This window comes from Clostridium saccharoperbutylacetonicum N1-4(HMT), from assembly GCF_000340885.1.
In the GTDB taxonomy this organism is placed as follows: Bacteria; Bacillota; Clostridia; order Clostridiales; family Clostridiaceae; genus Clostridium; species Clostridium saccharoperbutylacetonicum.
The window spans coordinates 4,664,202-4,689,235 of the sequence record NC_020291.1 but is presented as its reverse complement, the minus strand read 5'-3'; the positions used below and the strand labels follow the sequence as shown (position 1 = coordinate 4,689,235).

13 protein-coding genes are annotated in these 25,034 nt (G+C 29.6%); all 13 read left to right on the top strand.

Translation table 11 applies throughout. The features are described from left to right. The first annotated feature begins 6 nt into the window (after positions 1-6). The 13 genes from CSPA_RS20950 (at position 7) to CSPA_RS30640 (ending at position 25,017) form a co-directional block, all read left to right on the top strand. Positions 7-2,550 carry a GH39 family glycosyl hydrolase gene (locus CSPA_RS20950; protein ID WP_015394380.1) on the top strand — a complete coding sequence of 848 codons (2,544 nt, stop codon included), beginning with the start codon at positions 7-9 and terminating at the stop codon, positions 2,548-2,550. Positions 2,551-2,728: 178 nt separating this feature from the next. Continuing rightward, on the top strand, positions 2,729-4,255 hold the full coding sequence (locus CSPA_RS20945; RefSeq protein WP_015394379.1) for an ABC transporter substrate-binding protein: 1,527 nt from the start codon (positions 2,729-2,731) through the stop codon (positions 4,253-4,255). Positions 4,256-4,422: 167 nt separating this feature from the next. Continuing rightward, positions 4,423-6,153: a sensor histidine kinase gene (locus CSPA_RS20940; protein WP_015394378.1), complete on the top strand. Its 1,731-nt coding sequence runs from the start codon at positions 4,423-4,425 to the stop codon at positions 6,151-6,153. Between the two features lie 2 nt (positions 6,154-6,155). Then, positions 6,156-7,751 (top strand): response regulator transcription factor, encoded by a 1,596-nt coding sequence (locus CSPA_RS20935; RefSeq protein WP_015394377.1) that lies wholly within the window; start codon positions 6,156-6,158, stop codon positions 7,749-7,751. An 823-nt stretch (positions 7,752-8,574) separates the two neighbouring features. Next, a complete protein-coding gene (locus CSPA_RS20930) occupies positions 8,575-9,972 on the top strand; it encodes an MFS transporter (protein WP_015394376.1) in 1,398 nt (465 codons plus the stop codon). Between the two features lie 226 nt (positions 9,973-10,198). Continuing rightward, positions 10,199-12,451 (top strand): beta-glucosidase BglX, encoded by a 2,253-nt coding sequence (gene bglX, locus CSPA_RS20925; protein ID WP_015394375.1) that lies wholly within the window; start codon positions 10,199-10,201, stop codon positions 12,449-12,451. Positions 12,452-12,618: 167 nt separating this feature from the next. Next, positions 12,619-14,256, top strand: coding sequence for a glycoside hydrolase family 43 protein (locus CSPA_RS20920; protein WP_015394374.1), 1,638 nt, complete (start codon positions 12,619-12,621; stop codon positions 14,254-14,256). A gap of 307 nt (positions 14,257-14,563) precedes the next feature. Beyond that, positions 14,564-17,242 carry a glycosyl hydrolase gene (locus CSPA_RS20915; RefSeq protein ID WP_015394373.1) on the top strand — a complete coding sequence of 893 codons (2,679 nt, stop codon included), beginning with the start codon at positions 14,564-14,566 and terminating at the stop codon, positions 17,240-17,242. A 375-nt stretch (positions 17,243-17,617) separates the two neighbouring features. Beyond that, a complete protein-coding gene (locus CSPA_RS20910; RefSeq protein WP_015394372.1) occupies positions 17,618-19,324 on the top strand; it encodes a hypothetical protein in 1,707 nt (568 codons plus the stop codon). Between the two features lie 277 nt (positions 19,325-19,601). Then, a complete protein-coding gene (locus CSPA_RS20905) occupies positions 19,602-20,933 on the top strand; it encodes a methyl-accepting chemotaxis protein (protein WP_015394371.1) in 1,332 nt (443 codons plus the stop codon). Positions 20,934-21,360: 427 nt separating this feature from the next. Further along, positions 21,361-22,467, top strand: a complete 1,107-nt coding sequence (locus CSPA_RS20900; protein WP_015394370.1) for a Gfo/Idh/MocA family protein — start codon at positions 21,361-21,363, stop codon at positions 22,465-22,467. A 165-nt stretch (positions 22,468-22,632) separates the two neighbouring features. Continuing rightward, complete coding sequence (locus CSPA_RS20895; protein WP_015394369.1) at positions 22,633-23,574, top strand: ROK family glucokinase; 942 nt, start codon at positions 22,633-22,635, stop codon at positions 23,572-23,574. Positions 23,575-23,907: 333 nt separating this feature from the next. Then, positions 23,908-25,017 carry a helix-turn-helix transcriptional regulator gene (locus CSPA_RS30640; RefSeq protein ID WP_015394368.1) on the top strand — a complete coding sequence of 370 codons (1,110 nt, stop codon included), beginning with the start codon at positions 23,908-23,910 and terminating at the stop codon, positions 25,015-25,017. Positions 25,018-25,034: the final 17 nt, after the last annotated feature.

Here is a 25,034-nt window from a genome sequence, read left to right as displayed (position 1 = left end):
TGAAATATGAGCAATATAAGACAAAGTACTAATGAAAATAGTAATTTGCCAGTAATGATTTTTTTGAACAAGGTTAAAAAAATTTCTTCTAATATTCAAAAAAATGTGGAATTTTTATTTGTTTTAAAAGGAGAATTGGAAGTAATAATAAACAATCAAAAATACAAGTTGTCAGAATCAGATGTGATATTAATAAATAATGGAGATGTTTTTGAAATTTATGGTGAAGAAGAAAATCTTATTTTATTAATGGAAATTGATAATGATTTCTTTAATGATGTAGTAAAAAGAGAACAAAGTTTATTTTTATGTAATTCTTCTATTAATGATAATGAGCATTATGATGATATTAGAAGCATTTTGGCAAAAGTCATGTATGAATATTCAAATAGAGAATATGGTTATGATTATAAAATAATGTCATTATTGTATGATTTAATATATTTGTTAAATGTTCATTTTGTAATTGCAGATGACTATAAAATGCAAAGTTTAGATATTAAAAATAGCAAATATACTGATCGTATAAATAAAATAGTTTCATACATTAAACAAAATTATTATCAACAGATATCATTGCAAGATGTTGCAGATTCTCAATACTTAACACCTGAATATTTATCTAAATTTTTTAAGATTCATATGGGGATGACTTTTTCAAAATATTTAAATGAGTTTCGATTGGCCCAAGCAGTAAAAGAACTTATTCGTACAGATATTTCAGTGACTAAAATTGCAATGAATAACGGATTTCCTAACTTAGTTGCTTTTAACAAAATATTTAAAGAAGTATATGATACAACTCCAGCAGAGTATAGAAGCCAAGTTAGAAAAAAACAAATAAAAACTAATGCTAGTGAAAAAGTGGAATCGGAAGTAACAAAGGTTGATTATAATCAAGCTGTTGAAAAATTAACAAGATATGTGGAAGATGAAAAAGATGAGAAAAAGATTGTTGATTATAAAGAAATAAATAATATAAATGTAGAAGCGGATATTTATACCTCAAAGCCTATAGCGCATACTTGGAGAAATCTAATAAATTTAGGATACGCTCAAGATGGCTTAAGATCAGATTTGCAGCAGCACTTAACAGATATTCAAAATAAAATTAAATTTAAATATGCAAGATTTCAAGGGATTTTTAGTGATGAGATGCTTAGTTATGGAGATGAGAATATAAATGAGGTGAATTACAATTTTACTAAAATTGATAAGCTTATAGACTTTTTATATAGTATTAACCTAAAACCATTTATTGAATTGGGGAATAAAGCTAAGGTGCTAAATCTTGTTTCTGACAAAGTAATGTATTTTAGAAATTCCTCAGAAAAGCAGAAAACTTTAAAAGAAGCTTTAGATTTATTAGAAAAATTTATGTTTCACTGTATCAATAGGTATGGAATAAATGAAGTTTCACAGTGGTATTTTGAAATTTGGAAAGAAGGAGATAATGATTATGTTTTCTGGAGTGGACACTTTGAAAATTATTTAAATACTTTCCAAAATTATTACAATATGATAAAAGAAATTGTGCCAGAGGCTAAAATTGGTGGACCGGGGTTTAATCCAGAAGTAAATATGAAACAGTTTAATGAATTTTTGAAACAAGTAAAGAAAACAAGTACTAAGCTGGATTTCTTATCAATATCAATATATCCATATGAATTAATTGAAGATAGCAAGGCTGAAAAATTAAGTAAAAGAAATAATATAGGGAGTAAGGCCTATAAAAATGATGAAGGAGAATATTTAAATCATCTTTTACCATCTAAAGACAGAAATTATTCAAAATTAAAATTAGATAAAATACGTAAAATGGTGAAGGAAGCAGAAGTAAATATTCCAGAAATACATGTTACAGAATATAATTCAAGTATATCGCATCGTCATCCAGCTAATGATACTACCTTTAAGGCTGCATTTATTGCTAAAAATATATTAGACAATTTAGATGAAACTGATAGTTTTGGATATTGGTTTTGCTCAGATGTTTCAGGAGAATTGAAGGATTCAAAAAATTTGCTTTATGGAGATATGGGACTCATAAGTGCTAATGGAATTAATAAACCAGGTTTTTATGCTTATGAAATGTTAGGAAAACTGGGGAATGATTTAGTACAAAAAGGTGATGGATATATAATAACCAAGAAATCCTTATATAACTTTGAAATCATCACCTATAATTATAAACATTTTGATTATTTTTACTGTTTAAGTGAAGAAACACCCGTGACTTTAGAACAATATTATAATATTTATGAAAATCAAGAAAATTTGAATTTTTCTATTTTGTTAAAAGGAGTTAAAAAGGGGCGATATCGTATAAAAAAGTATGTTTTAAATAGAGAACACGGAAGTATCTTCGATGAATGGCTTAATATGAATGCTATTTTTAACATTAAAAAAGATGAAATTGATTATTTAAAACAAATTTGTATACCTAAGCAAACTGTTTTTTATGTTGAGAGTATAGAAGAACTAAGGCTTGAAAGCTGTCTTTCACCACATGAGGTCAATTTTTATGAGATTACTTTTGAATATAGTTAATTAAATGTACAAATAAATTATTAGTGAAAATGGTTAAGGGCTTGATTAATATTTATAATTTTTAATAAGTGTGATAGGTTAAATAAGCTATTGCACTTGTTTATCATTATTATTGAAAAGGTTTAAATAGGTCAAAGTTGATTTATTAGAAACAAATACTTAGGATGAGGAGGATACTATGTATAGAAAAACACCTTTATTTGCAGCAGTATTATTGTCATTAATTTTATTTCAATCCTGCAGTAATGTAATAAATGAAAAGACTAATAAAAACAATGAAACTACTACAGAATTGAAGTTGTCGTTTATTACATTTTCATCAATACCTAAGGATTTGGACCTGGTTAATGCTGAAATAAATAAAATAACAAAAGAAAAGATTAATGCTACGATAAAATTAGAGCCTATAATTTCCTCAGAATATTCTCAGCAGATAAACTTAAAACTTAACAGTAATGAAAATTTAGATATTTTTCTTACAGGAACCTTATCAGGATTATTCGATTATCCAATCCTTGCATCAAAGGGAAAGCTTTATCCTTTGGATGATTTAATAAAAAATAAAGGGGAAGGTATTAATTCAGCATTAGGAAACGAATACTTAAATTCAAGTAAAATTCATGGTAAGATCTATGGAATTCCAACAATTAAAGATATGGCCACAGAGCATGGAGTAAAAATAGAAAAAGAGTTATTAGACAAATATAAAATTGATGCTCAAAAAATAAAAAATCTTGAGGATTTAGAAGAAGCTATGAAAACCATACATGATAATGAACCTAATAAATATTTTGGAATAATGGGGGGGACATCAATAGTTGATTCCTTGGGAGTAGCAGCTTTTGGAGATAATTTAGTTGATGGCTATGGTGTGCTTATGAATCCTAATGAATTAAAAGTAGTGGACTATTATGAAACTAAGGAATATGCTGATTTACTTAAAAAAATAAGGAGATGGTATGAGCTTGGCTATATTTATCCTGATATAGTAACAAATAAAGAAAATGATGTATTGCTTATGAGAGAAAATAAGCTTTATGGAGCTACTGCCTATATAAATCCAATAACTAAATACTTACAAAAAAAATCAGTTGGATTTCCAGTTGAAGTTGTCACTATTTATCCAGCAATTAAGAGAACATCAACTATTACGAATTTTATGTGGGCAATTCCTAGTTATTCTAAGAATACAGAAAAAGCTATGGAATTTTTAAATCTAATGTATACAGATAAAGATCTAATTAATTTACTTGATTATGGTATTGAAGGAACACATTACAAAAAAGTAAAAGACTCAGAAGAAATAATAGAGCGTATCTCAGATAATAGTACTGGAGAAAATGGATACAATTTAGATCAAGAATACATGTTTGGCAATGAATTTTTATCTCATATATGGGATGGAAATCCTAAAGATATTTGGGGACAAATTGATTTCTTCAATAAAAATGCTGAAAAATCTAAAGCCACTGGTTTTTTATTTGATGCAACACCAGTTATGGTGGAATATACGGAAGTATCTAGAATTGTTTCTGAGTATAAACCTGCTTTAGAAAATGGAGCAGTAGATCCAGATAAAGTATTGCCAGAATTTATAAGTAGGCTCAAAGTAGCAGGAATTGACAAAATAGTCTCAGAGAAACAAAAGCAGCTTGATAAATGGGCAAAAGATACACCTATAAAAAGAGTGGCTATGCCGCAATGAGGAACTTATCACCTATAAAAAGATTAGTCTGCCACAATACAGAACTTCTCTGCAACTAAAACTTATTCCCTTTTTGATTCTCACTTTTCCTACGGAATTTATTGAAAATTAATTACTAGAAATGTAAAATTTGAATTGCAAAATATATATGTTGCAGGTGAAATATTATGAATATAAAAATAAACAAATCAGTGCATAATTCTTTGATTTTTAAGCTCATAGCAGGAACGTTAATTTTAACAATTCCAATGGTCTTTTTTCTTATATTTAATAGCTATTATTCAATAAGAACCTTACATAATAAGGTTGCAGAATATAATAGTAATACAGTTAATCTTTATATGAACCAAATTGATTCTGATTTGAAAAGTATTGACAGTTATATTTTTAATGTGATTTCCTTTAATACAGATATATTGAACTTAAATAGTAATGATAAAGATTTAAGTGTATTATCAAAAGTAAAACTTCAAAATGAGCTTACTAATGCAAGAGCTTTATATAAATTAGCTGATGTCTTTTTTGTTTATTCAAGGTTTGGTAATCAGTATTTTGATTCTTACAGCAGCAGAGTAAATTATAAGGAAACTTTAAATATATCAAATTTTATTTCAAAAGTATCAAGAGATAATACAAATTTTAATTCTAAAGGATGGATACCAATATCAATGGATGGTTCAAATTACATTTTTAGGATTATATCAGTAGATAATAATATATATTTAGGTGCATGGATAAAAGTAGAAACCTTAATGAGTCCTCTCTTAAAAATAAATTTACAAAGAGAAGGCAGTATTTTATTTGCTACGTCAGAAGGAAAGCCTATGATAAATCAAGGATTTGTTAATGATAATCATATTGATTTATTAGGGGATTTAACACATTATTACTTTTCTGGAGAAGGAAATAGTCATATGGTTATCGGTAAACCCTCAGAAGTTGGTAAATTTAGTTTAATTGCTGTAACAAATGAAAAAAATATGCTGCAAGGTCTTGATTTAATCCAGACAATAATATTTTTTATAGCAATACTGTCTTTTCTTTTAATACCTAGTACTTTGTATATTTTGCATAGATTGATATTTAAACCTGTTAAAACTTTAAAATATGCAATTAACATGATCGAAAATGGGAATTTAGATTATCGCATAGAAGATCAGTCCTTTTCAAATGAATTTTTAGTAGTGAATAAAGCCTTTAACAATATGGTTTCTCAAATAAAACAATTAAAAATAGAAGTATATGAGGAACAGTTACAAAAGCAGAAATCTGAGCTTGATTACCTTCAAATGCAGATAAGACCACATTTTTATATAAATGCACTTAATAATATATATAGTATGGCTCAAATGAAAGAGTTTCAATTAATTCAAGATATGGTGTTATATTTATCAGATTATTTAAGATATTTATTTAGAAGTAGTTTTTTATTGGTATCACTTGAAAGTGAGTTAAAGCATGTGAAGAATTATCTGCAGATAGAAAAGATTCATTCTGGGGAAACGTTAATATGTAATGTTGATGCAGAAGAACATTTAATGGCAGTTCAGATACCTCCATTAGTTTTGCAAACTTTTATTGAAAATATAATTAAACATGCAATGAAATCTTTTGAAGTAATTAATGTAATTATTAAAATATCCTTAATCAAAAAGCATGATGAAGAATATGCACATATAATAATACAAGATAATGGTAAAGGTTTTTCAGATGAAGCAATAAATAAAATAAATAATTCAACTTACAATAATAATACAGGAGAAAAAATTGGTATATGGAATGTTAAGCAAAGACTAAAGCTTATATATGGAGATAGGGCACAAATAATAGCAAGTAATAATGACAATATGGGTGCATGTATTGATATATATATACCAGTAAAAAAAGAGGTGAGATAAATATGAATATAATGGTTGTAGATGATTCAATACAAAACGTAAAAGCTATAGCTACTTCAATTGAATGGGAAAAGCTTGGGATAGCAAAAGTACATACTGCATATAATATTTCTCAAGCTAAAGAAATCATAGAAAATAATGATATACAGATTATAATTTGTGATATTGAAATGCCTCAAGGAAGTGGATTAGACTTAATAGAATGGGTAAAGATAAACTCGCCTCAAACAGAAAATATTTTATTAACCTGTCATGCAGAATTTGAGTATGCAAAGCGAGCAATTGAACTTGGAAGCTTTGATTATTTAGTAAAACCAATTCCTTTTAAAGAATTAGAAAATAAGATCTCACAATTAATAGCTAAAATTAAAGCAAGCAGCAAATTAAAAAAGCATAGTGAATATTGGGATAATAATCAAAAGCAAATTGAAGGCTTCTTTTGGTATGAATTAATAGCAGGAAAAATAGCAGGAAATTGCGAGGGAATTGAAACCTACGCAAAGAAGAAGAATGTTAGTTTTAATAAAGATTTTAAATATCTTTTGGTTTTACTTACTAAGAAGCGTGTAATTAGCAGGCTAGAGGAATGGAATGAAAATTCCTTATCATTTGCACTAGAGAATATTGCTAAAGAGACAATATTAAATGAGATTCCTTCAAGTAGTATGACGGTAGGGGAAGAGGAGATAATAATTATCGTGCCAGAGATAGGTGATAAGGAAACGAGCTTGGATAATATAGGAAAAAGTTGTGTTAATTATATAATTGATTGTAATAAATATTTAGGGTGCAGCATGACAGGTTATATAGGAAGATATGTAAATGGTGATAATTTAGCAGATGAATTTAGTGAACTTCAAGACTTAGATAAAAATAATGTGTCTTTTGTCAGTAAGATAATTGACTTAAATAGTAGTACATTAAATCAGAGCAATGAACAAGAAATTTTATTACCTAATATTAGTGAATGGTCTTTAATGCTTTATAATGGTGACAGTGAAAATGCGGTTAAAGAAGTAAAAAAATATATTGATGAACTTGTAAAAACTGAAAGAATTAATAGAAGGATTCTAAATATTTTTCATCAAGATGTTTTACAGATGCTGTATTCTTTCTTAGAGCAAAAAGGAATACAAGCACATCAGCTTTTTGATGATGAAAAATCTGAAAAATTATATATTAAGGCAACAAATTCAATAGATGATATGATAAAATGGGTAATTTATGTGTTCAATAAAGCTGTCAGCTATGTTGAAGAAGTTACTAAATCGCAAACAGTAATTGAAAGGGTAAAAAACTATATTAAGAAAAATTATAATAAAGATATTACAAGAGATGATATAGCAAGTTATGTTTTTCTTAATCCAGATTATTTATCAAGAATTTTTAAGAAAGCTACAGGTTTATCCTTAACGGAGTATCTCACAGAACAGAGAATAGAAAAATCAATGCAACTTCTTTCAACGACTAATATTCAAATTAGCAGCATTTCAGATGAAGTGGGATACAATAATATGAACTATTTTTCTAAAATATTCAAAAAGATTACGGGGACGACTCCAATAGAGTATAGAAAGAAGAGTCAAAATAGAATTTAGCTAAGATGGATTCCATGAATTAAACGATATGGGATCCATTTTCTGATGTTTAGAGGGTAAAATTTTCTAAATTACTATGAAATTTTAATATAGATATCCAAAGCGAGAATTAGATTTATGCAACAATTATCGAGATCAGATACATTTATCTTCCACAGGACTAGTGAAATTTTCGCTGGAAGGTTCTAAGTGGAAGGTTGCGCCCATTTCTGCATGTTCCTAAAGTAAATTTATGACAAGCAGAAAATGGAACAACCTTCCACTAACAACCTTCAATAGCTCAATTTCACATGCCTGCTTCCAGAAAAATGTATATGATTTCTAGTGTAGTGTTACGGCTATAATTTCTCAATGATTCATCATGTATATTCCATTTGTAAGTTTGATTATTAAATTGGATGTCTATAGTATAGTTTTTGATATTGATAATGTCACAAAAGTTGCAGTAAAAGTCTGATTAGTTAATGAAAGAAAAGAAAGTATGTATTAAAATAATAACATAAAGTTAAACCTTTACAGAAAAAAGGGTTAATAATTAAGAATACTTAACTGGAGAGGAGAATGGCTTATAAGTTATAGTATTGAAATTTATCCAAAAGAATATAAGGAAAGCTTAGAAATTATAGGATGTTTTATGAAAAAAATAATAACACACCGATACAGCTTATTTAATGGTAAGTTACCACACCAACATTAAATAAAGCTAATCAGCATGTTAATTGAAATTATAAACATATTATATTATTTTTAAGTGAAATTTACAAGAAGAGTTCTTTGGGGAATTAAAAGAAAAGGATCTATTAATCATTAGGAGGAATTTATAATGCAAAATGTAATCGATAAACAAGATGCAATCGTTAATCAAGATGCAAGTCAAGCAAAGCTTAGTTTTATGACAAAATTTAGTTATGGATTAGGGGAGTTTGCTTGTAGCGTTGTTTGGAGTTTAGTGTCATCATATCTTTTATTTTTTTATACAGATGTATTTGGTTTAGCTGGCGGAATTATAGCAATATTATTACTTGTAGCTAGAGTATGGGATTGTTTTGTAGACCCAATTCTGGGATTGATTATGGAACGCACTAAGAGTAGATTTGGACGTTTTAGACCATATATCTTATTTGGCTCTATATCGCTTGGATTATTTAACATATTAACTTTCTATACTCCACAATTTAGTGGTACTGGAAAAGCAATATACGCATGTGTTACTTATTTATTACTTGGTACTTTTCACTCAGTAGTTAATGTTCCATATGGTGCACTTGCAACAGTTATGACAAGAGATACTGAAGAAAGAACTAGATTAAATGCTTTTAGAGGAGTTTTTGGACAAGTAGCTGGTATTGTTACTGGGGCTACAGTAATGCCATTAATAACAATTTTAGGTAAAGGAAATAACCAAAATGGATATTTCTATGCTGCAATAGTTTTAACTTTAATTGCTATGCCTATGCTATTATTAACTTTTAAAAATTGTAAAGAAATTGTTGAGCCTATGAAAGAAGAAAGACCAACTATTAAGGAATCTTTATTGGCTTCAGTTAAGAATAAACCATTATTATTAATGTTATTATGCTTATTAATATCACTAATCGCTGTATTTGGAAGAATAGGACTTGTAATGTATTATGCAATATATGTTGTAGGTCGTCCTGACTTAATTGCAGTAATGTTTACAACATTATCTATTGCTGGTGTTATTGGTGCTTCTTGTCTTCCTTTCATTGCAAAACACTTTGAAAAGAAAACAGTTTTAGGTGGCGGAAATGTTGTATCGGGAATTGGGTTTATAGCTCTTTATTTTACACCAGTTTCAAATACTACAGCAATAATAGCTATAACATTTGTTGCATGTTTATCAATGGGATTCTCATCAATGATATTCAGTATGGTTGGTGACTGCATAGATGATTATCAAGTAAAAACTGGTACAAGAGCTGACGGTGCTATATATTCATTTACAAGTTTAACAACTAAAGTTGTTAATGCAATTGTTGGTTCTGTAAGCGTTGCAGTTTTAGGAGCAATAGGTTATGTTGCCAATCAACCACAAACTCCAGAAGTAGCTAACAGCATAAACATGTTAGTAAATTTAGTACCTGGAATAATATATTTTGTTGCAACAATCCCATTAGTATTCTATACATTATCAAAAGCAAAAGCTAATGAAAATACAAGAATACTTCTTGAAAGACAAGGAAAGAGTGTCTCTGAATAATAGGTAATAATGACAAGGGATAATAAGGGATGTTACCTTATTATCTCTTGTTTTTTATGAGGTAGCAGGAGATGGTATTATTGATTTTCGTTGAATATTTCAGTAGATAGAAAAGCATATTACATATGAAATTCTTATAATAGTTGATTAGGATTTTTGAAAAGGCTAAATGTTTGTGGACAATCTTAAAAGTTTAAGTTATTAAAAAAATATTTGGAGGTTCAGTATGATTAATAGAGAAAGTAAACAAAAGGAATTTATTAAACAATATTATGAAAAAAGAATAGATGATCTTATAGGTAAAATGACCTTAGAAGAAAAGGTTGGGCAGTTAGTACAAATTTCCCCTTCAATTTTTGGAGCCTTTGGATTAACCTTTGATGAAACAATTGAAAAATTAATTAATGGGGAGATTACCCCAGCTGAGTTTGAAGCACTTGAAAGAAATTATCGTGAAGATGAAATTAGACAAGGTACACTTGGTTGTATGGGTGGAGTACACGGGGCAGAAAAGTCAAATGAACTTCAAAAAATTGCAGTTGAAGAATCAAGACTTGGAATTCCTATACTTTTTGGACTCGATGTAATACATGGATATAGGACAATATTTCCAATACCTCTTGCAGAAGCTTGTAGCTTTGATATCGAAAAAATTAAAGAATCTGCAAGAATAGCTGCCAAAGAAGCTTCAGCAGCAGGACTTCACTGGACTTTTGCACCAATGGTTGATATTTCAAGAGATCCACGTTGGGGAAGAGTTGCAGAAGGGGCAGGTGAAGATCCATACTTAGGAAGTGTTATTGCTAAAGCTAGAGTAGAAGGATTTCAAGGGGAGAGTTTAGATAATCCAGAAAGTATACTTGCATGTGCTAAGCATTTTGCAGGCTATGGAGCACCAGATGGTGGAAGAGATTATAATACAGTAGATATGTCACTTCAAACTTTGCATGATGTTTATCTCCCACCATTTAAAGCAGCAGCAGAAGCTGGTGTTGGAACTTTTATGAGTGCCTTTAATGATTTAAATGGAATTCCTTGTACTGTTAATAAATATTTATTAACAGATGTTTTAAGAGAAAAATTTGGATTTAATGGCTTTGTTGTAAGTGATGCTAACTCAATTCCAGAAGTTGTTGTGCATGGATATGCAGAAGATAATAAAGCTGCAAGTAAAAAAGCATTGAATGCCGGATTAGATATGGATATGAGTCAAGGTACTTATAGAAATGAATTGCCTGAACTTGTGAAAGAAGGAGATATATTAGAAGAAGTATTAGATGAAGCTGTAAGAAGAGTACTTAGAGTGAAATTCTTATTAGGATTATTTGATAATCCATATAGAACAGATGCTAAAAAAGAAGAAAAAACACTTCTTTGCAAGGAACATCTTGAGGCTGCAAGAGATATTTCCCGAAGATCGATAGTGCTTTTGAAAAATGAAAATAATGCTCTTCCACTTAAGAAGGATTTAAAAAAGATTGCAGTAGTAGGGCCGCTTGCTGAAAATGCTGCAGAAATGCTCGGAACTTGGTCACATACAGGAAATCCATCAGATGTAGTTACTATTATTTCAGGAATAAAAGCTGCAGTTAGCACTGAAACAGAAATCTTATATGCTGAAGGCTGTAAGATTACTGGAGAAGAATGTATAGACTTTGAAGGTGCTGTTAGAGTAGCAAAGGAATCAGATGTAATTATAGCAGTTGTTGGTGAAAATTCAGATATGAGTGGAGAAGCTGCAAGTCGTATAGATATTAATTTACCTGGAAAGCAAGAAGAATTATTAAAGGAATTACGTAAAATTGGCAAACCATTAATTGTTGTATTGATTAATGGAAGACCACTAACTATACCTTGGGAAGCTGAAAATGTAGATGCATTAGTAGAAGCATGGCAGTTAGGGACTCAAAGTGGTAATGCTATAGCTGATGTATTATTTGGTGATTACAATCCAAGTGGAAAGTTAGTAGCTACATTCCCTTATTCAGTAGGGCAAGTGCCAATTTACTATAATAATCCTATGACAGGTAGACCAGCAGGCAAAATAAAATTCACTTCAAAATATATAGATGGGCCAGCAGAGCCACTATATCCTTTTGGATTTGGACTAAGTTACACAACTTTCAAATATGAAAATTTATCTATATTATCAGCAGAAAATAAAATTGGAGATACAGTTGCTGTTAAGGTATATGTAACTAATACAGGAGAAGTATCAGGAGAAGAAGTTGTACAACTTTATGTATCAGATGTTGTTGCAAGTAGAGTACGACCAGTTAAAGAATTAAAAAGCTTTGAAAAAGTATTATTGCAACCAAAGGAATGTAAAACTATAATTTTTAAACTTAACACAAAAGATCTTGGGTTCCATGATGAAAATATGAATTATGTTGTTGAACCAGGCTTATTTAAAGTATATGTCGGTACAAATTCTAAGGAATGTCTTGAAGGTGAATTTACTATTGTAGCACTTGATTAATTTTTAAGTTGGTACATTAAAAGAATAATTGAAGAATAGGGTTCGTGAAATTATTGATGAATCCCCATAGCATATGAATGCGTAGTTTTGTAATTATATGTATTGCAAACGAGAGTAGTAAAATTTTATATTTTGTATAAATAGAAAAGAGAAAGGATTAAAACTATATGACAGAAAGAAAAATTAAAAATCCTATTATATCAGGATTTTATCCAGATCCATCAATTTGTAGAGTAGGAGATGATTTTTATTTAATATGTTCTAGTTTTGAAATGTATCCTGGAATTCCAATTTTTCATAGTAAGGATTTAGCAAATTGGGAGCAGATAGGAAATGCTTTGACTAAAGATAATGGCTTTCATGTGGAATTTAATTCAATGGTTGGTGGTGTTATGGCACCTACAATTCGTTATAATAACGGCACATTTTATATAATAAATGCAAACTTTTGTGATAAAGGTAATTTTATTATTACAGCTAAAGATCCAAAGGGCCCATGGTCAGAGCCTCATTGGTTAACAGATGTTCCAGGGATTGATGCTTCATTTTTCTTTGATAATGATGGAAAAGCTTACGTTATGGGTACAGGAGATGTATGGGAGAATGGTGCTGGTGTAAAGGAAAGAGGAATATGGCTTGCACCATATGATATGGAAAACTTTAAATTAGCAGGAGAGCCAGTAACGATTTTTAATAGTGCACTAAGAGGCGGTTCAGCACCAGAAGCTCCACATATTTATCATATTGGAGATTACTATTATCTAATGATTGCTGAGGGTGGAACTGAGCATTATCATGCAGTAATGGTAGCAAGAAGTAAGGAATTGTTTGGATGGTATGAGGGATGTCCTGCAAATCCTGTAATGACTCATAGACATTTTGGATTTAAAGCTCCAATTATAAACGTAGGACATGCAGATTTTGTGGAAACGCAAAATGGAGAATGGTATGCTGTAATGCTTGCTTCTAGACTGATTGATGGTGAATATAAGAATTTAGGAAGAGAAACTTTTATTTGTCCAGTAATATGGGAGAGAGAATGGCCAATATTCAGTCCAGGAACAGGAAAATTAGAATGGGAATATCCAGCAGCTTCATTGCCATGGACAGAATTTGAAAAGAAAGAAAAAGACATGGAAGACTTTGATGAGGAAAGAGACCTTGGAATGACATGGGTATTACTTGGAACTCCATATGAACCATTTTATAAGATATATGACTCGAAATTATCTTTAAAATGCTTGAAAGAAAATATGACACCAGTAATCAAACCACTTTCATTTAATCCTGAAATATGTAAAGACCGAATTATAAGCTTTGTAGGCAAGAGACAAATTCATATTGATTTTTCATTGTTTACTAAGATGAGTTTTAATCCTCAAGAAGGAGAGTCAGCAGGTTTGGCTATAATGCAGGCTATGCATCATCATTTACGTGTAGAACGTACTTGTGAAAATGGGAAGCAACTTTTGAAATTGATAATTTCTACAACAGACTATGATAGACCACCGTATTTCCCAGGCTTTTCATATGAGCATAAGGAAGAAATAATTGCATGTGTACCATGTGATGATAATGAACTTATTTTAGGGTTTAATGCAAAGCATGAAAGTTATGACTTTGTATACGGAACAGATTTAGAAAACATGAAATGTCTTGCAGAAAATGTGGACTGTGGAAGAATCAATCCAGAATATGTTGGCTGTATGGCAGGTACCATAATTGGCATGTTTGCAACTGCCAATGGTAAAGAAAGTGATAATGTTGCAGAATTTGACTGGTTTCAAATGAAAGGGGCCAAATAAGATTAATCATAAATAAAGTATAAAATAGCAAATTGAAATAACTAATCAATATAGCGAAAAGTATCTATTAGTAAAGTGTATCTTAAAATTTTTACTATTAATTTTGAGATACACTATTTTGGTTTAATAGTCGTAAAAGTTATGATTAATGTCTGATTTATTAATGAAAACGATGTTGCGAAGTATTACAATTAAATTGAAAAATTAAATATTAAGTTTATTTATATAGATATTGTTTTATAGCTATGATTATGAATTAAACCTTAATGAGGATTTTGCATTTAACTATGAATTATGGAGGTCGATTATGAAAAAGACAATTGAAGAATTAAAAAACGGTAAAGGCGATAATTACATCCTACCTTTTTTATGGATGCGTGGAGAAGAAGAACATGTGATTCGTGAAGAAATGGAGAAGATATATGAAAGTGGTATTGGAGCAGTATGTGTTGAAGCTAGACCACATCCGGATTTTACAGGACCTAAATGGTGGCATGATTTAGATATAGTTATGGAAGAAGCAAAGAAAAGAAATATGAGGGTTTGGGTTTTAGATGATGCACATTTTCCAACAGGCTATGCTAATGGATTAATTGAGAAAAAATATCCTGAAAGAAGAAAAACTTATATTAATTATAATGTAGTGGATGTAATCGGTGCTCAAGATGAAATAAGTTTTCATTTTACGCCTATGCTTAAACCAAGAACTTCATTTTTGGATTTTGGAAAACAAAAAGATGTTGAAGAGCAAAAGAAGAATAAATTGGTAAGTGTAGTTGCAGCTAGATTAATCAAAGATGGAATTATTCATGAGGAATTAGTTGATTTAACAAATAATGTAGTTGGGAATTTCTTAACATGTAAATTACCAGCAGGTGCTTGGAGAATTTATGTTGTGTATGAAACAAAAACTGATGGTGGGGATAATAGATATATCAATATGGTTGATAAAGAATCAGCAAGTACTCAATTAGAAGCTGTATACGAGCCACATTTTGAACATTATAAGGAAGAGTTTGGAAAAACTTTTGCAGGCTTCTTTTCAGACGAACCAGCCTTTGGTAACGTAGTTGGATTTGATTTTGATGAATCTATTGGTAGACGAGACATGCCTCTTCCATGGAGTGAAGAAGTTAGAGATATGCTTAAAGAAGCTTTAGGAAATGAGTGGAATTTATACTTACCATATTTATGGATAGGTACAATTGAAATGAATGATTGTGTTAATACTAGATATACTTATATGGATATTATTACTCGTTTATATGAAAAGAATTTTAGCAGTCAACTAGGTAAATGGTGTGAAAAACATGGAGTTGAATATATAGGACATGTTGTTGAGGATAGTAATCAGCATAGTAAACTTGGAAGTGGAGCTGGACATTTCTTTAGAGCTATTGAAGGTCAGCATATGGCAGGAATTGATGTTATTGGAGGGCAAATCATACCAGGTGGAGCAGGGCTTGAAAGAATTTCACTAACAAAAGGTGATGGTGAATTCTATCATTATGCTTTAGGAAAATTAGGAGCTTCTAGTGGACATCTTGATCCAAAGAAAAAGGGAAGAACTATGTGTGAACTTTTTGGCGCATATGGCTGGAAGCTTGGTGTTAGGGATATGAGATATATTACAGATCATCTACTTGTTAGAGGTATAAATTATCTTGTTCCACATGCATTTTCAATGGCTGAATATCCAGATCATGATTGTCCACCACATTTTTATGCTAGAGGGAATAACCCACAGTTCAGGCACTTTGGTAATTTAATGAAGTATGCTAATCGTATGTGTCATATATTAAATGGAGGAAAACATGTAGCACAGACTGCTATTTTATATCATGGTGAAAATGAATGGGCTGGTGATTTTATGAAGATGCAAAAACCAGCAAGAGAATTAAGTGAAAATCAAATTGAATTTGATTTTGTTTCTATGGATATGCTTAATAAGCTTGAAGATTATAATGGAAAAATAGATAATGGCATATTAAATATTAATGATGTTGAATTTAAATGTTTAGTTGTTCCTTACACTAAATATATTACAAAAGAATTAGCAAACTTTATTAAAACAGCTAAGGGAGTAGAAATTATATTTGTAGATGCTATGCCACAAGGAATTACAAATGAAACTAGTGCAGCAGAAGAAGCAGAATTAATGAAAAGTTTTGGAAATTGTACAGTAGTAAAATTAGAGGAACTTGCAGTGGTATTACAACAAAAAGGCTTTAAGGAAGTTAAGTTAAAGGATAAATTTTCTGATTTAACATATTATCATTATTTTAAAGATGGAAACATATATATGTTCCAAAATGAATCAGCTCATGAAACTTTTAAAGGGGAAATTGAGTTAACTATTGGGGAAAATGCAGTTATATATAATGGATTAGAAAATGAATTTAAAAAATTAGCTGTCAATACTGAAAATAGAAAGAGTAGTATTTTTATAGAATTAAAACCTTGTGAATCATGTATAATACTAGAAAATGCAGATGGATATAATGAAATTACTGAAGATTACTTACCAATGTCAGATAAACTAAGCAATTGTAAGAACAATATTGATTTATCAAGAGATTGGAACTATTCAATAGTTAAAAATAAAGAATATCCTAATTTCGGTGAAATGAATAAAATGGATAAGTTAGCTCCGATTTCTAATGAAGATCCACTATTTGCAGGATTAATAAGATATGAAAAAACTATAGAAATTGACGAAGTAAAAACAGATGCATATTTAAGCTTTGAATATGTATATGAAGCAATGGAGTTATGGATTAATGAAAAATATGTAGGGATGAAGATTTGTCCACCTTATATTTATAATATAGGTAAATATTTAGAGAAAGGTAAAAATACAATTCGCGTAGAAGTTGCAACGACTTTAGATAGAGATCGTTTCACTATGCCTGAGCCACCATTTATTTTATGGCATGATTCAATTGACCCAACAGGAATGTATGGAGAAATAAAGTTAAAAATGTAATATAGATCAATTGAAGTTTTTGATATAACCTCTTTAAGCGTTTGTTTATAAGAGGTTATATTTCTTTTCACTATAAGGAATTTAAAATAAATTTAGAACTATAGATAACTTTTGAAAGTAGTAGAAATACACAGTCTGTGAAGTAGATTTACTGTATAATAGTTGAAATTGGTAACATTAATATTTATAAAGTCGTAAAAGTTGCAAGAAAAGTAAGATAAATCAATGCTTAATAAAGTCTTTCAAATTATAATAAATGGTATAGATTTCTTATGAATTAAAGAAATTACACTTATTGTAAACGTATAGAAAATATTATTTGTAAGAAAATTTATGAAAAAGAACAAAATGATAAAAAGTAGGGGGAAAGACAATATGTTAAAAAGAATTACGAAGGTTACTAGTCTTTTAGTGACGGCAGCTGCAGTTATATCAATGATTCCAGCTATGGCAGCAGATGTGAAAAAGTATGATACTGAAGAAGGAACTATTTATGGAGCTAAGTCTTTGGGCAGAGGCAGCTATATAATTGATGGAGAAATAAACGGTAAAGATGACGCTGTTTATTACTTGGCAGATGGGAAGTATACTCAATTAGAGGATGCTGGTGCAGGCGATGAAATAGGAGATATTTATAAAGATAAATATTTAGATTTTAATAATGGGGATTATTATATAGATATAACAACAGGTAAGAAGATAGATGATAAGGTATTAGATGACATAAATAGTGATGTAGCCGATGCCTTGAGAAAGAAAATTAAGAAAGATAATGAGGGGAGATTTCTAGAAAGCAGTTATGAAGGAAATCATATACAACCAGATAAGATTAAAGGGAATGATAAGACTGATATATGGGGAGCTACAGGTAAATGGAGAGAATTCCAATATGATTTAAAAACAAAATATCAGTTTCAAGGTAAACTAAAAGATATAATTTACACAGATGAAAGTGGAAATTATGTAGATGCCGACTATAATTTGGGAAATGTTGGGGTATATTTTACAACCGCTGCTGGTGTTACAATTAAAAATACTAAAGATACTTATGATGTTACAGTCGGAGGCGTTGATTATACATTAAAAGCTCAAATTATTAATGATGCAACAAGAGATGAAGATGCTGATTACATAACTAGAAGTGCAAAATTAACAATATGGAAAAAGTTAAAAACTGATTCAGATGTAGATGCTTCGTATACTAATGTGACAGATCAAGTGTTCTTTGGATCAAAAGCAAAACATTATAAAGCTCCAGTTATTAATTCTAGTGATAATAGTGTAACAGTTTTACAAAGAATTTCAAAAGCTCAAGCATCAGGGGATGTAGATGGTATTAAATATGCTGAGAATGTTGGGACTTATTTTACAACAGATGATAAAGGAAATCAAGCACATATATTTGGTTTATTTGATTTTAGTAAATTACCTACACCTGGAAACATTCCTTTTGGATTAATAACAGGAAGCCCTGATGGTATTGCAAGTCATTGTTTTGATCCTGTTGAGAAAAAATATTATGCTCAAACTATAAACTTTAAAGCAGAAAATGGATATTACTATACAGATGTAAGTGATTATGATGATACTAGTGCTGATGCTTGGGGAATAGGTGGAGGAAATCTTTATTCTGTAGGAAGTGGATATGTTAAAAAGTGGAATAACAAAGATAGTAAATTTGATAAGCTATATAAAGTGGATGGATCATTTGATAAATTCAATGTTGCTTATGATGCTAGTGTAGTTGCTTGGAATGAAAATGATAAAGTTTATTCATTAATATTTAACAAACCTTCAGAAAATACTGATACAACAAAAACAACAACTCCAGCAGTAGTAGCTACTGGATGGGTAAAGGCGGCAGATGGAACTTGGAATTATGTTAAAACTGATGGAACTAAAGCTACAGGCTGGTTACAAGATGGAGCTACTTGGTATTACTTAAATACAGCAGGGGTAATGCAAACTGGCTGGATTAATGATAATGGTACTTGGTATTACTGTAATGCTTCAGGAGCAATGCTTGCTAATACAACTATAGATGGTTATGTACTAGGAGCTAATGGAGCTTGGATTGTATAGCTATTTCAAATTTTTAGGTTATAAATAACTAGCGGAGTTATTATACTTAATGAGAAAATGTCCTTTAGAGAAATTATAGGTTGTGTATTTATGCTTATAGCTGTAGTGATTGCTCAAGCACCAGATCGTAATAAAAAATTGATAAATAAATATGATTCCATATAGATGCACAGTCCATTTTACGCATTGACAATAGTGCCTTAAATAAAATACACTGATATTATAATATTAATTGGTATTATAATATTATTGTATTACTATATGAGGAGGAAAAAATATGAGCGTAAAAGGAAAAATAGTAAATTCAACATTGGAATCTATTAAATTTAAATTGATAATTGCTATTGTAATTGTTCAATGCTTTAGTTCTTACATAGGACAAGCTGTAAATTTTGTTATAGCAAGAGGAAAGGAAGCATTGCAAAGAGTTGGGGTTCCTACTTTCTTTTTAGATGGAGATATTGGTATTTTTGTATCTGCAGCTATAAGCATAATAATATCAGTATTTATAATAGTATATATTTATGATAATTTAGTTTTAAAGAGGCTTAAAAAAGTATTGGATTTTACTCAAAAACTAGGAAATGGGGATTTATCTGAGGAACTCAATTTTAAAGGAAATGATGATATAAGCAAATTGGGAGATAGTTTAAATAAAGCTAGTTCAAATATGAAAGTATTGTTATCAGATATAATTGATATTTCTAAAAATATTAATACTTCAAGTCATGAATTGTTAAAATCAACAAAAAGCTCATATTCAAATATAAATGCTATTAATTCAACGTCATCTGTATTATCAACTGATGCATCGACTTTAATAGCTACAACTGAAAAAGCAAATATGTCTATTGAAGAAATTATAAAAACAAATGATTTACTTTTATCTAAAGTAAAAGCAGGATTAACTTCATCAGAAGAGATGGAATTAAGGGCTTCACAAATGAAGCAAAAAGTTTCTAACTCTCTTGAAAAAGCAAATTTGACTTATAGTGAAAAACAAGAAAAAATTCTTAAAGCAATTGAAGCTGGTAAAATAGTAGAAGAAATTAGACTTATGTCAGATACTATAAAAGGCATAGCGGAACAAACAAATCTTCTTGCTTTAAATGCATCTATTGAAGCGTCAAGGGCAGGTGAACAAGGTAAAGGTTTCGCAGTTGTAGCAGAAGAAGTAAGAACTTTAGCAGAACAATCTTCAGAAGCTATTTCAAATGTAGAAAATTTGGTTTCTCAAGTAAGAGCAGTTTTTGATAACCTTTCAGTGAGTTCACAAGATATTCTTGCTTATATAGATAATAATGTTAAGGCTGACTATGAGTTGTTGCTAGAAACAGGAGATCAATATCAAAATGATGCGAAGCTTATAAACAGCATATCAACAGAAGTAACATCTTCTGCTAAACTTATGAATACATCAATTGAAGAAATTAGTAAAGTAGTAGATAAGGTTGTTGAGATATCTGGGAAAACTTCTGATTCTACAGGTGAAATTAATTCTAGTTTATCAGAAATAAGTAATATAATGAATGAAGCTAAGGATTCCATGGAAAATCAAGTTAGCTTAGCTAATAGGTTAGAAACCTCTGTTGAAAAATTCACTTTGTAATTTTGTATTTTATCAAATGAATATTAAATAAAGTTAATAATATATAAAAATGAAGAAGCTATAGATTATCTTATTTTAATAAGTGCTATAGCTTCTTTATTAATTTTGAACGATATTAAGGGTAGATAATAGATTATATAAATATAAAATATTTAACTAGAAATAATAAATATTAATATTTTAAATCGATTTGTTAATATTTTTTTTGTTGATTTAAAAAATATATTATTTTAACAATATTATTAACAAAAGTGAACAATTAAAAGAATGCGTTTACAGAGTCTGAAAGGGTACAATAAATATGTAATAAGGAATAAATTATAAATATTAAAAGATTAATTATTCCTTGATAATAATTAAATCAAAAATAAATTAATTTAACTAAAAACTAAAATTATTATAAATTTAAAAAGTGAGGTAGATAGAAATGAAAAAATTAAAAATTGGTTTTATTGGCTGTGGTGGAATTGCAAATGGAAAGCATTTTCCAGCATTATCAAAGTTAACAGATAAGGTAGAATTAGTTGCTTTTTGTGATATTATTGAGGAAAGAGCAGTAGAAGCTGCAAAGAAATATGGTACAGCTGATGCTAAAGTTTATACTGATTATAAAGAATTAATAAAAGATGAAAGTATTGATGTCATTCATGTATTAACTCCAAATGTATCACACTCAGAAATTACAGTTGCTTCTTTAGAAGCTGGAAAACATGTTATGTGTGAAAAGCCAATGGCAATTAACAGTGCTGAAGCACAATTGATGTTAGATGCTGCTAAGAGAACAGGAAAGAAATTAACTATTGGATATCAAAATCGTTTCCGTTCTGATTCACTTGAAACAAAAGAAGCTTGTGCAAATGGTGAATTAGGTGACATATACATGGCGAAAGCTCATGCTATAAGACGTAGAGGAGTTCCTACATGGGGAGTATTCCCAGACAAATCTAAGCAAGGTGGAGGTCCATTAATAGATATCGGAACTCATGCTTTAGACTTAACATTATGGTTCATGGATAATTACAAACCAAAAACTGTATTTGGATCAGTTTATCAAAAATTAGGAACATTAGAACATGGACCAGAAGGAAACATGTTTGGACCATGGGATCCAAAAACTTATGAAGTAGAAGATTCAGCTTTTGGATTTATTAAAATGGAAAATGGTGCAACTATATACTTAGAAGCTGCTTGGGCATTAAACATGATTAACCCAAAAGAAGCACAAGTAACATTATGTGGAACAGATGCCGGAGCTGAAATGTTTGGTTTAGCCTTTGCTGATCAAGGATATACTATATTTAATAAAGCTGCACATGGTAAATTAGTACAAACTCAACCTTCAGATGCAGGCGGAGTATTTGGATTTGAAGGAGCAGGGCAATTAGAACAACGTGATGCAGAAGCTATTCAATGGATAGATGCTATCTTAAATGATACAGAACCATTAGTTAAACCTGAACAAGCATTTGTAGTAACACAAATATTAGAAGCAATTTATAAATCAGCTGAAACTGGTAAACCAGTAGAACTATAAAATTTAACTATTAGCCCACAAAAATTTAAATTAAATTTATAGCATAAGGAAAGGGAACTGATAAGATATCTTAATAAATCAGTTCCCTTTGTCAATAAATAAGATCAAATTTGAGCTTTTAAATTAATAATTATTATAAATTGATACATGTGAGGAGAAAATAAAGTGAGAAATTATGGATTTGGAATAGATATAGGTGGAACAACAATAAAAATGGGACTATTTAAAGTGGATGGATCCTTGATAGAAAAGTGGGAAGTGGATACAAGAAGAGAGGAAAATGGCAAGTATATTTTAATTGATATTGCTAAAGAAATAAATGATAAGTTAGAGGAAAAAGGAATACAAAAAAATGATGTGGTTGGGGTTGGACTTGGAGTTCCTGGTCCAGTAAGCAATGATGGAACTGTTTTAAAATGTGTTAATTTAGGATGGGGAATATTTAATGTTGAAGAAACTTTAAGTGAACTTATCGATCTTCCAGTAAAAGCTGGTAATGATGCTAATGTGGCTGCATTAGGTGAAATGTGGCAAGGCGGGGGAAAAGGTTATAAAAATGTAGTAATGGTGACACTTGGAACAGGTGTTGGTGGTGGAATTATTATTGATGGAAATATTATCTCAGGAACAAATGGTGCTGGTGGAGAAATAGGACATATTAAAGTGGTTAAAAACGAAACTGAAACCTGTGGATGCGGAAAAAAAGGATGTCTTGAACAATATGCTTCAGCTACAGGAATTGTAAAAGAAGCAAAAAAACTTTTAAATAGTAAAGAAAGACCTTCGTTACTAAGAAATTATAGTGAAATCACAGCAAAATTAATATTTGATGCAGCAAAAGAAGGAGATGAATTAGCTAACATATTAGTTGAAGATTTGGGTGAAAAATTAGGTGGAACACTAGCTAATGTTTCATGTGTATGTGATCCAGAAGTTTTTGTAATTGGAGGAGGAGTATCAAAGGCAGGAATGATTCTTATAAATGTTATAAGAAAGCACTTTATTGAAAAAGCTTTCCATGCATGTGAAGGTACAAAATTTGAACTTGCAAAGCTTGGAAATGATGCTGGGATTTATGGTGGAGTAAAATTAGTATTAGATATATAAAAATTAGAAAACCACTATAAGTAATTAATAAATTGCTAATAGTGGTTTTATTATAGTTTATTATATTATTTTTATGAGAAAATTATAGCAATGTTTATTATGCTTACAATTGCACCATTTTAGGATAGAACTGATGGAAATAGCTATAATATTAATAAATTTAATATGAGTTTGGATACATATTTTATACATAACTATCTAAACGATGAAATTAGAATGCTGCTTGGTGATGTAGTTAATCAAAAAAGATGCAAGTAAGAAAGATGGAAATTAATATTTTGATTAGAAAGCATGGAGAATGTGTAGTAACAGAGTTAAAAAGGAGCGTTTAATGTGGGGAATGCAAGTAAAAATGTTAATGAAAATAATATACCAATAGTAATTACATTAAATAAAGTTAAAAGAATTTTTTCAAATGTTCAAAAGAATATGGAATTTTTATTTGTTCTTAAAGGCGAGCTGAAGGCTATTATAAATAATAAAAACTATAAATTATCAGAATCTGATGTGTTGTTAATTAATAATGGGGATATATATGAGCTTTATGGTGAAGAGGAAAATATTGTTTTATCAATGCAAATTGACAATGATTTCGCCAATAATGTTATGAGAGGTGAGCAAAGTCTATTTTTATGCAATTCTTCTATTGATGCAAATGAAAATTACAATAATATTAGAAAAATATTATCCAAGATAATGTACGAATATTCTATTAAGAAGAACAGGTATGACTTTAAAGTGATGTCTTTATTATATGATTTAATTTATTTATTAGATATGAATTTTACGATTGTAGAAGAGTATAAAATGCAAACTTTAGAAATTAAAAATAGTAAGCATATTGAACGAATAAATAATATATTAGCTTATATTAAACAAAATTATTATAAACAAATTTCTTTGCAAGATGTAGCTGCTGCTCAATATTTAACTCCTGAATATTTATCTAAGTTCTTTAAAAGTCATATGAATATGACTTTATTAAAATATTTAAATGAGTATCGATTGTCTCAAGCAGTAAAGGAACTTATTCGAAAAGATAATTCTGTGACTATAGTTTCAATGAATAATGGATTCCCTAATTTGGCTGCATTTAATAAAATATTTAAGGAAGTATATGATACTACACCAGCGGAATATCGTACTCAAATTAGAAAAAAACAAGAAATAAGTAACAAAGATGAAAAAATAGAATTAGAAATAACTAAAGTTGATTATAATCAAGCGTTAGAAAAGTTGACTCAATATGTAGCTCATGAAGAGGAAAACTATAATAAATTTCCACAAAATGATTTAGTGAAAAGTGTTACAGTAAATGCTGATGTAGACAAGATAAAACAAGTTACACATTCATGGAGAAACTTAATTAATCTTGGTTATGCTCAAGATGGTCTTAGATCAGATTTTCAGCAGCAGTTAACGCATATACAAAATAAAATTTAAGTATGCTAGATTTCAAG

Coding starts and splice junctions, on each gene's coding strand:
- CSPA_RS20950 (WP_015394380.1), top strand. CDS start 7: ATGAGCAATATAAGACAAAGTACTAATGAAAATAGTAATTTGCCAGTA.
- CSPA_RS20945 (WP_015394379.1), top strand. CDS start 2,729: ATGTATAGAAAAACACCTTTATTTGCAGCAGTATTATTGTCATTAATT.
- CSPA_RS20940 (WP_015394378.1), top strand. CDS start 4,423: ATGAATATAAAAATAAACAAATCAGTGCATAATTCTTTGATTTTTAAG.
- CSPA_RS20935 (WP_015394377.1), top strand. CDS start 6,156: ATGAATATAATGGTTGTAGATGATTCAATACAAAACGTAAAAGCTATA.
- CSPA_RS20930 (WP_015394376.1), top strand. CDS start 8,575: ATGCAAAATGTAATCGATAAACAAGATGCAATCGTTAATCAAGATGCA.
- bglX (WP_015394375.1), top strand. CDS start 10,199: ATGATTAATAGAGAAAGTAAACAAAAGGAATTTATTAAACAATATTAT.
- CSPA_RS20920 (WP_015394374.1), top strand. CDS start 12,619: ATGACAGAAAGAAAAATTAAAAATCCTATTATATCAGGATTTTATCCA.
- CSPA_RS20915 (WP_015394373.1), top strand. CDS start 14,564: ATGAAAAAGACAATTGAAGAATTAAAAAACGGTAAAGGCGATAATTAC.
- CSPA_RS20910 (WP_015394372.1), top strand. CDS start 17,618: ATGTTAAAAAGAATTACGAAGGTTACTAGTCTTTTAGTGACGGCAGCT.
- CSPA_RS20905 (WP_015394371.1), top strand. CDS start 19,602: ATGAGCGTAAAAGGAAAAATAGTAAATTCAACATTGGAATCTATTAAA.
- CSPA_RS20900 (WP_015394370.1), top strand. CDS start 21,361: ATGAAAAAATTAAAAATTGGTTTTATTGGCTGTGGTGGAATTGCAAAT.